Raw genomic sequence first — 12477 nt, forward strand, 5'->3', positions numbered from 1 at the left:
TAATAAAATCATGAATTTACAGTTTGAATAAGTTGTGACTGCTGCCACTGTTTCGGAGGTAAGCCATACCAACGTTTAAATGCTTTGGTAAAGTTAGAAACATCGTTATAACCTAAATGATCAGCCAATTCGATCAATGTGGTTTTCTTATACAATAAATAGTCTTTGGCAACTTCAGCACGAGATGCTGATAACAGTGCCTCATAACTCGTATGATGTTCAGCTAATTTTCTAAAAAAAGTTCGCCTTGATAAATGTAAATGTTCTGCCATTTCTTCTGCGGTTAAAGGTTGCTGAAGGTTTTGCAAAATCATTAGCTTCAGCTTCATCAGCCAGTTTTCGCCCTGCTGAGTCAATAACCCCAGTTCAGCTTCACACATTTTAATTGCCTTTTGAAATGCAGGAAAATCAGCACCAGGTAATTTTTCATTCAAAACATTAGCATTAAAATAAATTGCGCAGTGTTTTTGATTCCAATGGATTGGCGCCTTTAGATAACTAAACTTTCCAGCATGAGGGGGTTTTGCATAATCAAGCTCAATTTTTAACTGTGGCAATTCATGCTCAAGTAAATCAGTTAAAATACGGATAATAGAAAGACACAATGCCTCTTGCGTATAGTAATAATTGAGCCCTAACGGAATTTGTTTACCGAACTTAATGCAGATCGTTTGATCTTTAATTTCACTGTCGAAATTGATTGTAGGATCGATCAATACACTATATTGACGGCAAATCGCAAAGACATCATACAACGTCGGTGCAGACATCAATGCTATCCCAAAAGACCCAAAATGCGACAGTCGAATATGTTGACTAAATGCAATTGAAATGGATGGGTCTTGAGTTAAATACAATGCATTTTGAACAATTTTTGCAATTTGATTGAGCGTGAAATAAGTATCTATTGAATCCAAATCATCGATTTGAATCCCTGAATTATCCAAGATTGCTGTGATTGGATAGCCCCGAACAGCACACATCCTGACAAATGCAGCAGGCAAATGCACGGGTATAATTGGAGCACACATGCTCTTATCATCAAAATCCATTTTTAACTCCTATCGACTTAATTTTTCAATATTTATCTCATCTATCTATTGAATAAATTATTAAACCATAGGCTGTTTTTTATTCTAACAAAATTGTCACGTTTGTACATTTATTTGGCACGCTTTTACCAAATTATTTTTCTATTTTGTCTGATAGTCAATGCATACGTTAACCATTCAGGATGATGATCATGGCACAACAAAAACAAGCCATTTTTATTACGGGTGCTGGTTCTGGGATTGGACTTGCATGTGTAAAGCAATTTATAGATCAAGACTTTTTTGTTTATGGTTCAGTGATCAATGCACAAGAACTGCAATTGGTATCGCAACAGTTTAGTCATAATTTTATGCCAATTGTCATGGATCTCACCCAAGAACAAGCGGTTCAAGAAGCTTTTGATTTCGTTAAGCGTCATCTCAATGACATGAAATTTAGAGCCTTAATTAACATTGCAGGTGTCATTTACAACGGCCCTCTTATGGACGTCACTCAACAGCAGTTTGAACATATCTTGGCGGTCAATACCATTGCAGTCCACATGATGACAAAGGCCTTTTTGCCTCTCTTAGAAACACAGGACAAGCTGCGTAATAAGGTCATTAATATTAGCTCGCAAAGTGGCTTACGTACATTACCATTTACTGGGATTTATTCTGCCAGTAAATTTGCGCTAGAAGCGCTGTCTAACGCAATGCGTTACGAATATTCAATCTTTGGTATAGATATCTGTGTTATTGAACCAGGGCAAATTCAAACGCCAATGGCTAAAAAAATTCTGGTAAATGTTCAGGCAACTCCCAGCCATCCACGCTATATCGAACCTATGCGTCTTTTCTCTAAACGGACACAAAATTCATTTTCTACGGGTATTCCGATGCAAAAGATCGTCAATACGATCTACACCGCATTCACCTCCGAAAATGCTAAGTACCGATATGAAATACATAGTGACTATATTCGAGACGCAATTATTTTCAGAAAAATGCCGATCAAATTACAGAAAATATTGCTCAAAAGTTCACTCAAACTTTAACCACATTTAAACTGATAAAAGGAAATTTTCTATGGATTCAGCATTTATTACGATTGGTATGCCTATTGCTTTGATTATCATCATGATGGGACTTGGGTTTGAAGTCACACTCAATGATTTCAAACGTGTCAAAGAAAATCCTCGAAATGTGGTGATCGCTTTATTTTGCCAACTTATCCTATTGATCAGCATTGCATTTTGCTTAGCTAAGCTGTTCAAACTTGAACCTTTACTTGCCGTGGGTCTGATGATTCTCGCAGCATCTCCGGGTGGGAGTACAGCCAACTTATTTAGTTATTTATTTAAAGGTGATATTGCGCTGAATATTACCTTGACTGCTTTTAATTCTGTAATCGCTGCATTTACTTTACCAATCGTTGCAACACTTTCACTTAGCTATTTTATGCAAGATAGTACGATTGTTGGAATTCAACTAGATAAATTAGTTCAGGTATTTTTACTCATCCTCGTACCATTAACCATAGGTATGATCATTCGTGCAAAAAAGCCAAACTTTGCAAAAAAAATGGAAAGTTTTGTAAAGTATTTTTCGGTGACTTTTCTCGTATTGATTTGTATAGGTGCATTATTCAAAGAACGTGAACATCTGGCTGATTATTTTGCTTCGGTTGGAGCAGTGTGTGCATTATTTTGTGCAATCAGTTTGGCTATAGGTTATTTCATTCCGCGTTTATTTAAAATGAATGAAGCGCAATCAAGAGCTTGTGCATTTGAAATAGGTATTCATAACAGTACTGTTGCACTAACCATCGCAATTTCAGTCTTAGGAAATACAACCATTGCCATTCCAGCAGCTGTTTACTCCGTCATTATGATTTTCTTTGCCTTTGCTGTTGGTTTGATTTTTAAATATAAGGATAAACAGCAAATTGAGGGGAATAATTCTCTTCAAAATAATCTTTATTAAAAGGATAATACTAAATAACCAACCTTGTAAATGCTATCTACCATTCGATTTAGTATAGTTGGTTCAATAAAATCATAACAAAAAAATAAGGGAGCCAAAGCTCCCAATTATTAACGACTCGCCAACTTAGATTCAATCCAATGATTAATTTCCCATGCAGACCATCCAACACGACCAACTGTTAAATTTGTCTGTTTGGGAAATGTTGGATCGTATTGCTTATGACGCTCATCCATAATGTTATAAATCGTTGCGCGACTTAACCCCGTAATTCGCATAACCTCTTTCAAGTTAATAATTTGATTCATCTGAAAAGTTTGACCTGTGAACGCATTCATGATGTTGACTCCTAATCATTGATGCGAGCGGTGATTCGCTCAGATAATAGGGCAGTCCAATAAAATTTTACTGAGTCCAATCTCGTCCACCCCTGTCTAATTCACAGCCCGTACGTTCTGCTGCAAACCATTCTGAATATCCTGCACAAATCTATCTTGCTGATTGAATTTAGGCTTAGCCTTACCTTTAGGCTCAGGCTGTACCTGTTCAGACTCAACAAGCTCATCCATATAAAACTCCTCCACCAAATCCAATCCCTCTTCCGAGTTCACCTCAAACCTTGCATTACCATAACCTTGCCTAGCTGTCTGATCTAAAGCATGTTGATTAAAGCCTGAAGCTTTGCTTTGTTGGTCAATCTCCTTCGCCACTTGAATGGCTTGTTGAAGATTAACGCCATCACGTAAAGTTAAATCCACGTAATACACAGGCGTGCGATAGCTTTGTGTGGTGGATTTTCCTCTTAAGGTCAGTTGTAACGGTAGGCAAGACAATAAGCCATTCGATGCAGCATGGTAATAACTCAGTCTCGCAGCCAAGGTTCGAATACTATTAAACCCCGCAGTTCTAAAGATGAATGTACCCAGTTCATCCGATTCATCTAAATTAACATGCAAACGTCCATAAGGCTTACAGTTGCCACCTTGTGCCAATGGACAAAGATCAGGCGAAGGGCATGGATGTTGCTCAATCCCTTGATTGGTCAGCCGTTGGCAAGTTTCACCATTCCCAACACACACGGGGCGTCCTGTTTGACGATCAAATAGGCTGTACTCCGCCCGTAGATTCAGTTCAGGATCATTGAAGATCATACGGACTGGTATGGTTCTGAGCTTTTGGTTTTGCGCTTTAACTCGGAGTTGTTCATCAAGCGGATGCTTGACCCATCCATCTTTACCTTGGATTTGACTGGTAATGGTAAACTGATCATCCCTTTCAGGGAGTCGTTTGCCATTCTTTTCCACGACTTTACCGATACTGATTCTGCCAAGTATGGATGGTGTGATTGCTAAACCTTTGATCATGGTGATGTCCTCTTTTGTGTAAATAAAATTTGCATAAAAAAATCCCATACGCTGAGGCATGGGATTTTGGTTTGTGGGGTTGGATATTTTACTTAGGCTAATCGGTATAAATATTGAAGCGCCGTGAGCCTTGTTTGCTTTGTGGGAACTGGTTGAGATATTCAGGATGCTGTTTCAGTAAAGCCTTGCTGTCTAAGCTGATTGAGTCCTTGGACTTTTTCCACGTCACTGAGCCTGTTAAGAATGTTGCGCGTTCTGCCTGTTGCATCTTGGCTTGCAGTTGGTGTTTAAGTAAATCAAACTGCTGCTGATGCTTTTCGATTTGGTTGCGCGCTTGAAGCAGTTGCTCAAACTGTTGATTGGCTTGCGTATCTTCAGTGAGGTCTGTGGTGCTGAGTGGTACATGTTCAGGATAAAGCAGTTGTAGGGCTTTGGCTGCCGACTCACTGGCATCTGCTTCAGGTGGTGTATCCTTTTCCACACACTCCCAGAAATATCGTTCAGCATTGATGATGTGTTGAATCACTGATTCAGAACGGGTCACTTTAAAGATTCGGGTTTCATGCCCACAAATCAGCACACAAATATGCGCAGCTTTCTTACCTGTCACCGCCAATTGATGTTGTACCTGACACAGCACGTATAAAGGCACACCATCTCGCCACAACTTAGCACCATATTCCCCTGCTGTTTTACACTCCAAGATTTGCACATCAGCATCACCCACCACGGAATAATCCAAGTTAGCCAACATGAAGTGTTTATCAGCTTCAGGATGTTGTAGCACTGCATTGACCCGACGAACTTTGTAATTGGTATGCATGCTGTAGTATTCAGCGACCAAGGGTTCAAGTCGTTTGCCCCAATACAAAGGCGCATGCCCTTCACTTTCATCTTCGATGCTTTGTTGAATCCGACCTGTCTTGATCATCCACAATTCGAGCATCGACATATAGGGATTGAGTCCACAGGCTGCGGCGCAATCACTGCTACCGATGCCTTGTCGACGTACTGCTAACCATTCGGCTTGGCTGAGTTTCTTGGTGTCTACAAAGCGTTTAGCGGTAAACAGTTTGGGACGATGGGTATGAATATTGACCATTGGATTCGGTGTTACATTGAGAGGCATGTTTAGTGCTGTATTCATGATGATTTCCTATTTTGTAAATTTCGGGCATAAAAAAGCCACATCCGAAGATGTGGCTCTGTGTCGTGGCTCAATGAATTTGAGTGACTGAAATGAGGTGTTTAAAACAGCAGGCATAAAAAAAGCCACATCGTGTGATGTGGCTATAAAGGGTTTATGCTCTGGAGGTGGTGCAACATAAACTTTGCTTGATTGACAATTTTTAATTTAATCTCAAAAGCTTAAAGCAAACTTAAGCAATCATCCTTAAAGCTTGCTCCAATCCACGTTGTTTTAAACCTGCCCCTGCACCAAACCATGCAGAATCAAGTCGATGATCTTGGCTCATAGCACGACGTTCGTGATCGCAGAATTCTGTGATCGAACACAATAAGCCATAGGCGGTGTCTTTGGCTGAACTGAGTTCTGCCCCTCGTCCATGTCCATTAAACATGGTCATGACTTTAGACATTGCTCGTCCATTGGGTTCGGCTTTTGTAGTCTCAGTCTGATTAGCAACATTACGATAGAACTGAATAATGCTGTCATCCTGTTCGGCAATACTCAGACTAGTGTTGTTAAACACTGCATCGAAATAAGCCGCCGCTTCTTGTTGCGTCACTTTACGTTGACTCAGTTGTTTCATTTCATACATATGATCTTCCCATGCACGCACGGAAATACCCAGTTGCTGTTTAATTTTCTCAGCATCGAATTTGGTGCTGTGTGGCACTTTGACCACGCCTGCACTTGAGTTCTGTCCTTTTAAGGCAATGGCTAAGGTGTTATTACACACCACTCGAATACTGGTGAATTGTGCGGTGGTGGCAAGGGTGCCATCGCAAGCCGTTGCTAAGAGAATATAGCCATTGCTGACATCTTTCCCCTTGAGTGATGTTGTTTGTCCTGTTCGTGCCAATGCCCAGAACTTCTTTCCACCTTTGAGTACACCTGCGGTTTCTAATTCAAAGCCAGATTGTTCGGTCAGGTCTTTATAGAAATTTAAGATTTCCAATGGTTGGACTTCCTGATAACGCTGACTGACTACGGATAGCGGTGCATGGGTATCGGAACGATAAAGTACTCGCTGTTCCTCATAGGGCATGATGATGCTTTGCCCTCGTTCATTCTGTGCCATATAGCTAACATTGGAGGATTCAATCCTCCAGTCCATGCCTGCCTGCTGTGCCCAGACCTCGATGGGTTGGTTTTGGGTGAGTTGGTTGCCTAAGCCATGCCAAGGGGTTTCGCCTACATACGCCATTTGTTCAAGTTGATGTGCCATGCGTTTTGTCCTTATAAACAAAAAGGCTGCTGAACCCCATCCCTTGATTGGAATGAAGTCCAGCAGCCTGATTCAGATTTGTCTTGTGAATGTGCTTATTAAGTCCTGTGTAATAGGCTCAATAAACACATTCAATGTATTGATTCATCTTTATGTTATATAAGTGAAATTTCTTTCAATCCGTTCAAAAGCTTCAACGACTCAACTGTATAGTACGTGGTGCGTATGTAGAATAAATATCGCCTTCAGCTTATTGTGGTGACATCACAATTTCACGTCCATCCTTGAGTACTGCAACCACCTCTCTGACATTGCGTGGATCACAATTCAAGAAGAAGCGCATGGATTTCCCATACAAAATAGGATTGGCACCATCACGGTAATCTGCTTTACAGTTACCCCGATTCACCACCACTCGATCCAATGTAATGCTATCGGACAATGAAATTAAATGGAGGTAGGCTGTTTCAACCTCATGTTTCTCACCAAAGACCTGATTCTTAATTTCAATACGATATTGCATTGAAGCATCGCCTTGGTCGGATGATGTTTGTTGTGCGTCCTTCTCCGCTTCTTGTCTATTCAGGGTTTCCCATTCATCCCAGCCTTTGGTAATAAATTCTCGTATTTCCGCAACGGGTGTCACTTCCAAATTACTGAGATAATAGCCTGCGGTAGCTGCCGTTTCTTCACTAGGCGATTTTTCTAAGGACTCCAAGTCCTGTAATTCTTTCTCGGTCAGTTTGTCTGTTTGAGCCTTTGCTTTGACTGCTTCGGTTTTCACTGCGTTATTCTGCGCTTGTGCTGCTTCTGGTTGTTTTTCACAACCGACTGTGAACATGGCTATGGTTGCCAACATTATGATCTTTTTCATTTTATCTCTTTTCCCTTATTCCCCATATGCTTAGGTATTCACATCAAGGTGCTGGTCTATCCATGCATTGTTGGTAGTATTTGTCTTTAAAAACTTGTTTGGTTTTTTCAAAAGTTGCTGTCCCACCTCGACTATATTCAAAGGCATCATGAATCATCGGTCTGAGTTGTTCTCTCAGCTCATCGTTATCGCCTGCAAGCATGTAAGTCGCTTCGGCAAAACCACCGTAGGTCAAACGAGCCTGCATCACGGTTTCAGCTACATTCGCTTCTTCCTGACAGGCTTTCTCTTGTTTGGAGCTACAGCCTGTCAGCAAAGCAACGGCTATGATGAAAAGTAATTTTTTGTTTATCATGTTCCTACCCTCTGCATTTGCCCACGGTATAGCCTCTGGCAAAGTCCAGACGACGTCTGTCTTCATCATTGCTGATCGGTACAGTAAAGAATGGCTTGCCGTATTGTTCACGGATGCTGTCATAGCGACAGCTACAGGCTTCTTCACTTTCCACTGCGGTTTTAATGGCAGCGTTTGGATACATGCATTGTTCGATATAAGCTTTACGGTCTTTGCTATCCGTAGATGAACAAGCAGATAAAATAGGTAAAAGGAATACAGCAAGCATGCTGAATGTTTGAATTCTCATAAAGCTCCCCTTTGGTATTGTTCTGTATTGAAATCAAAATTTAAGACACAACGACGCATGCTCCCGAGTCAGGAAGATGTGCGAATATGAATAAAATGAGATGAATAAATCCCATCAACTGCTTGGTGAAAAGTCAGTTGTTTGAAATAGAATTCAGTACAGTAAGGGGATGTTTTGAATGACCATGATGGACTCCTTGGAATTAAGAAGTTCTACCGAATCACTGTCAATTGATTATGGTGGCAGAACGAGAAGGGGTTGACAGACTGGGATCCAAGGAACCAGCACGCGTAAAGCGTCCCCCTCCCGTCCTACCGCAAAGAAGGGGGACACGAGGGTTCTAACGACTTATAGAAATATATAAGCCGCCATGGATCTTCGGTCTGTCAAAACCGACTGACGATGTAGGTCAGCATGCTAAGAATAATGGTGAGGGTAAGTTAAGTCAATTCACTTAAACCAAGAATCCTAAGTATTCAGAAAGTTGTTAAATATCTTGAACTATTAAAATATTTTTAGAAAAATGACAAACTATATATAACATTATTAATTCTTATCTCTTATTTTATAATAGCTTGGAGCAACACCAGCCCAGCGCTTGTAGGCTTGAGAAAATGTGGATAGATCAGAAAAACCTAAAATTTCTGCGATTTGCGTTAAGCTTACATTCTTGGATAAAAGTGTATTGGCACGATGACACAACATTTCATTTTGAATCGTTCTAAAAGATGTCTGTTCTTCTTGTAATCGCCTTTTAAGAGTACGTTCACTGGTATTCAACCGATTTGCAATATTCCCAAGACTGAGCCGTACACTTGATGGTGCATTCATTAAGAGGTCACGTACGATCATAGTTGTGGTTAAAGTTGTATGGCGCTGAGTGATAAGTTCCATACACAACCTCTCACACATAGCCGCAGTGTTTGGATTTGCATGTGGTAATGGCTGTTGTAATTGAGAAATATTAAATTTGAGTACATTATTTTTTTGGCCGAACTGTATGCTTGTACCTAAATATTGTTCAGGAATAGGGATGAACAGATATGACGGCTTGGGATAAATCAGATGAAATGCATCTAATTGAAAAGCGCTTTCATAAATATCATGAATCACTCTAGACGTTGCTGCCATCGCCCGTTCAACAACAAATCGTCGTAATTCATTTGTGTAGCCTACAGGTTCAGTAAAGTGAATTAAACATTCTCCATTTTCTTGATGAAAACTGATATTCACAAAGGTATAAGTCAGAGCAAGATAACGCTGTACAAGGTACATTGCATCTAAACCCGTTGCACTGCTCATGAGTGCATAACCAAGAATGCCATAAGTTGTCAGTTGATGTTGAAAACCTGTGACTAGACCTAATCCAGCCGTATTCTCAGACAAAGCATCAATCAAATTATGGATTACATCTATCTCTTCATCAGGTGCGATAACACAGTTCGCATCACTTAATCTTGTAAGCGTAAGTCCAGTACTTGTTAATAATTGAATCTTTTGTATTTTGAGTTGCTCACCAAGTTCTAATAATAATTGCACACTGGATGGAGCTCGGAGATAGTCCTGAAATTCTAACATTAATTGGCCTAAATACTAAAACCGTTGTCCCAATCTAGCATGGTTGATTTGTATGTGGAAGCCTAAGATTGACTTATCCGATATGAATGGAAGGGATTCAGTATGAATTCAACCCAACCAATAAAGACTACAAGCTTTATACGTAATTTTATTCAGAAACTAAGTATAACCAGCTTGACAGCATGCGTAATCACAACTTCTTCAGCGAATGAAATAAAAATAGGAGATTCAACCATGGGCTATCAAAATCAAGTTGCTTGGCAACAAATCGAACAATTTCTTCCTCAAGAATTTCATATTTCCAAAGATCAATTGCCAGCAGAAGAATGGTGGGATTGGAATGGTAATCATGTCCATTTAGATACCTATCGCAATCCAAAAGCAAAGATTAAAGTCATTTTATTTCATGGTGTGGGAACCAATGGCCGACAAATGTCGATGATTTTAGGTAAGCCTTTGGCTGATCGTGGTTATGAAACGATCGCAGTAGACATGCTTGGCTACGGTGTTACTCAGGTTGAGAAAGGCAAACGCATTCGTTATGACGACTGGGTACAAGCTGGAAGTGATTTAATTGATATTGAACTGGCTAAAGATAATCGTCCAATTGTGTTGTATGGATTAAGTGCGGGTGGCATGTTGACTTACCATGTTGCTGCAAAGAATAAAAAGGTGAAAGCTATTGTGGGAATGACCTTCCTTGACACCAGTAATCAGGTGGTTAAAGACACAGTAGCCAGTAATTTGTTTATGAGTCGTGTAGGAACGCCAATAACGCATTGGACTGCCAAAACCCCATTAGCATCAATGCGTGTGCCAATGAGTTGGGCAAGTAAAATGAGCACTTTGGTGAATAATAAAGACGCTTTGAAAGTTTTTATGAAAGATAAAACCTCAGCAGGGAATTCAGTATCATTGACCTTTTTAGATTCATATATTCATTATAAACCTGAAGTTGTAGCAGAAGACTTCGATATTTGCCCAGTGTTATTGACTCAACCTGCGCAAGATCGTTGGACTCCATTGAATTTAAGTACTCCATTCCTAAGCAGAATTAAGAAAGTTCCTGTAAAAACAGTGATGCTTGAAAATGCAGGACATTATCCATTAGAACAACCTGGTTTGTCTCAAATGGTTGACGCAATTGATGTTTTCTATAAAGCTACAGTGAAATAGATTATGTATAAAGTTAATCCCATAGTTTGCCTTGTATAATGGTGGACTCTAGTCTTAAATTTAAGTGTCTAAATTTCGCCTATAGGAATTGAGCCATTACTGACTCAGTTCCCTTGAAACTCCAAATAGCTTTTTTAGCTAATAATGTATAACTCTATCCTACTGTATTGAGATGTATAGCCTTTTACTCAATCAACATGAAGAACAGCCAAAAGCTCTCATACCTTTCACACGGACTCTAAGCCGCTGGCTAATCTTTTCAACAGTCATACGAGCTAAATAGCTATACACAGCTTCCAACCTTTCTAATCCTCTTGGGTCTTCACGCTTAATCATACCCAACCCATTAAGATATTTGTAACCTTCCTGTTGCTGACTGTTTTCTGTATTCGCCACCATAATTTCACTGTCTTCCAAATCTTCATCTGCATGTTTATTCGTATGGCAATTCCAATAATAACCAAGCCCTTCCGTGATTTCATTCATCCATGCCCTACCTACCCATCGAGCTAATTTGCAGTCGTAAGTAGATGCAGAACCATCGTAGATTAAAAACAAATGAACGTGATAACTCCCTAGCGGAGCCTGCTCTAAACACCACGCATTCAGTTTCAAGTTTTTAAAACACTTATCCTTATTGGCCATACGGTTACGAAGCGTTTGAACGTGTAGATTAAACATTTCAATATCAACCATATGCTGTTTATCCACGTGATACTTCAAATCTACCCTGACAACGAGATTACGGCTATAACGGGAAAATAACCTTTCTGAGAGCTGCTTAAGCCTTTTAAACCTAACACTTACTCCAAATCTATACTGACGAAGATCACTCTTAGTTTTTGACTGATACTCATGAAATAGTTTGCTGTATTCATTCAATATTCCCTCATCGACCTTTAGAAGAGATCCATACGTACAGTAGCCATTTTCCATTTTCCTGTAACGTTGAAGTTCACCTTTAGCAATGACATGAAATACCTCAACATAGTCTGCATATACATGATTACAGGAATAGATCTGTTCAAAGGCATCTAGCAATCTAACCAGTTCAGGTAGGTCTTTTCTGTTCAAACCATTGTTGATAAGCCTCTTGGTAAAAGATTCAATTTCAATCAGCAGTCTTGGTTCATGGGGAGTGTATTGGTGAATGTTCATGATGAGTAATTCCGTAATATGCTCATCAGATCAGGTGTTTGAGTATTTTTTAATTCTTAATCTTTAGTTATATAATTCATACATATAATATCTACTACAGCTTTTCAGAGAAAAAAATGCCCTAGAATTCCTTGAAATATAGAAACATTTCAATCTATTTATCCTAGGGAATCTTATGAAATTGATCATTTTCAGTAAAGCTAAAGTTATTCAACGCTTATGGTCAAATCTCAAGGAGAAATCACGCTGAACATA

General features: G+C 39.7%; 13 protein-coding genes. 3 read left to right on the top strand and 10 right to left on the bottom strand.

The window, feature by feature from the left end:
- Positions 1-8 precede the first annotated feature (8 nt).
- A complete protein-coding gene (locus ACY45D_RS13375; RefSeq protein WP_463107173.1) occupies positions 9-1052 on the bottom strand; it encodes an AraC family transcriptional regulator in 1044 nt (347 codons plus the stop codon).
- A gap of 191 nt (positions 1053-1243) precedes the next feature.
- Here ACY45D_RS13375 and ACY45D_RS13380 point away from each other — a divergent pair, with 191 nt between their 5' ends.
- Both ACY45D_RS13380 and ACY45D_RS13385 read left to right on the top strand, forming a co-directional pair.
- Positions 1244-2089: an SDR family NAD(P)-dependent oxidoreductase gene (locus tag ACY45D_RS13380; RefSeq protein ID WP_463107174.1), complete on the top strand. Its 846-nt coding sequence runs from the start codon at positions 1244-1246 to the stop codon at positions 2087-2089.
- 31 nt (positions 2090-2120) lie between these two features.
- Entirely contained in the window at positions 2121-3017 is an 897-nt protein-coding gene (locus ACY45D_RS13385; protein ID WP_463107175.1) for a bile acid:sodium symporter family protein, read from the top strand.
- Positions 3018-3127: 110 nt separating this feature from the next.
- Here ACY45D_RS13385 and ACY45D_RS13390 read toward each other — a convergent pair whose 3' ends face one another.
- The 8 genes from ACY45D_RS13390 to ACY45D_RS13425 form a co-directional block, all read right to left on the bottom strand.
- Positions 3128-3355 carry a helix-turn-helix transcriptional regulator gene (locus ACY45D_RS13390; RefSeq protein WP_463107176.1) on the bottom strand — a complete coding sequence of 76 codons (228 nt, stop codon included), beginning with the start codon at positions 3353-3355 and terminating at the stop codon, positions 3128-3130.
- A 96-nt stretch (positions 3356-3451) separates the two neighbouring features.
- Positions 3452-4381 carry a recombination directionality factor gene (locus tag ACY45D_RS13395; RefSeq protein WP_463107177.1) on the bottom strand — a complete coding sequence of 310 codons (930 nt, stop codon included), beginning with the start codon at positions 4379-4381 and terminating at the stop codon, positions 3452-3454.
- Positions 4382-4478: 97 nt separating this feature from the next.
- The gene (locus ACY45D_RS13400) at positions 4479-5528 is read right to left on the bottom strand and encodes a YqaJ viral recombinase family nuclease (RefSeq protein ID WP_463107178.1); all 1050 of its coding nucleotides are present in this window, start codon (positions 5526-5528) and stop codon (positions 4479-4481) included.
- A 232-nt stretch (positions 5529-5760) separates the two neighbouring features.
- Positions 5761-6792 carry a DUF932 domain-containing protein gene (locus ACY45D_RS13405; RefSeq protein WP_463107179.1) on the bottom strand — a complete coding sequence of 344 codons (1032 nt, stop codon included), beginning with the start codon at positions 6790-6792 and terminating at the stop codon, positions 5761-5763.
- A gap of 250 nt (positions 6793-7042) precedes the next feature.
- Positions 7043-7666 carry a hypothetical protein gene (locus ACY45D_RS13410; RefSeq protein WP_463107180.1) on the bottom strand — a complete coding sequence of 208 codons (624 nt, stop codon included), beginning with the start codon at positions 7664-7666 and terminating at the stop codon, positions 7043-7045.
- 43 nt (positions 7667-7709) lie between these two features.
- A complete protein-coding gene (locus ACY45D_RS13415; RefSeq protein WP_463107181.1) occupies positions 7710-8021 on the bottom strand; it encodes a hypothetical protein in 312 nt (103 codons plus the stop codon).
- Between the two features lie 4 nt (positions 8022-8025).
- Complete coding sequence (locus ACY45D_RS13420) at positions 8026-8310, bottom strand: hypothetical protein (protein ID WP_463107182.1); 285 nt, start codon at positions 8308-8310, stop codon at positions 8026-8028.
- A gap of 546 nt (positions 8311-8856) precedes the next feature.
- Positions 8857-9888: an AraC family transcriptional regulator gene (locus tag ACY45D_RS13425; protein WP_463107183.1), complete on the bottom strand. Its 1032-nt coding sequence runs from the start codon at positions 9886-9888 to the stop codon at positions 8857-8859.
- 102 nt (positions 9889-9990) lie between these two features.
- On the opposite strand from ACY45D_RS13425, the gene ACY45D_RS13430 reads away from it, so the two are divergent.
- Positions 9991-11064: an alpha/beta hydrolase gene (locus tag ACY45D_RS13430; protein ID WP_463107184.1), complete on the top strand. Its 1074-nt coding sequence runs from the start codon at positions 9991-9993 to the stop codon at positions 11062-11064.
- Between the two features lie 192 nt (positions 11065-11256).
- On the opposite strand, the gene ACY45D_RS13435 is transcribed toward ACY45D_RS13430, so the two are convergent.
- The gene (locus ACY45D_RS13435; protein ID WP_463107185.1) at positions 11257-12222 is read right to left on the bottom strand and encodes a YagK/YfjJ domain-containing protein; all 966 of its coding nucleotides are present in this window, start codon (positions 12220-12222) and stop codon (positions 11257-11259) included.
- Positions 12223-12477 lie beyond the last annotated feature (255 nt).

It is taken from the genome of Acinetobacter sp. BZX-2 (genome assembly GCF_055179795.1).

Coding starts and splice junctions, on each gene's coding strand:
- ACY45D_RS13375 (WP_463107173.1), bottom strand. CDS start 1,052: ATGGATTTTGATGATAAGAGCATGTGTGCTCCAATTATACCCGTGCAT.
- ACY45D_RS13380 (WP_463107174.1), top strand. CDS start 1,244: ATGGCACAACAAAAACAAGCCATTTTTATTACGGGTGCTGGTTCTGGG.
- ACY45D_RS13385 (WP_463107175.1), top strand. CDS start 2,121: ATGGATTCAGCATTTATTACGATTGGTATGCCTATTGCTTTGATTATC.
- ACY45D_RS13390 (WP_463107176.1), bottom strand. CDS start 3,355: ATGAATGCGTTCACAGGTCAAACTTTTCAGATGAATCAAATTATTAAC.
- ACY45D_RS13395 (WP_463107177.1), bottom strand. CDS start 4,381: ATGATCAAAGGTTTAGCAATCACACCATCCATACTTGGCAGAATCAGT.
- ACY45D_RS13400 (WP_463107178.1), bottom strand. CDS start 5,528: ATGAATACAGCACTAAACATGCCTCTCAATGTAACACCGAATCCAATG.
- ACY45D_RS13405 (WP_463107179.1), bottom strand. CDS start 6,792: ATGGCACATCAACTTGAACAAATGGCGTATGTAGGCGAAACCCCTTGG.
- ACY45D_RS13410 (WP_463107180.1), bottom strand. CDS start 7,666: ATGAAAAAGATCATAATGTTGGCAACCATAGCCATGTTCACAGTCGGT.
- ACY45D_RS13415 (WP_463107181.1), bottom strand. CDS start 8,021: ATGATAAACAAAAAATTACTTTTCATCATAGCCGTTGCTTTGCTGACA.
- ACY45D_RS13420 (WP_463107182.1), bottom strand. CDS start 8,310: ATGAGAATTCAAACATTCAGCATGCTTGCTGTATTCCTTTTACCTATT.
- ACY45D_RS13425 (WP_463107183.1), bottom strand. CDS start 9,888: ATGTTAGAATTTCAGGACTATCTCCGAGCTCCATCCAGTGTGCAATTA.
- ACY45D_RS13430 (WP_463107184.1), top strand. CDS start 9,991: ATGAATTCAACCCAACCAATAAAGACTACAAGCTTTATACGTAATTTT.
- ACY45D_RS13435 (WP_463107185.1), bottom strand. CDS start 12,222: ATGAACATTCACCAATACACTCCCCATGAACCAAGACTGCTGATTGAA.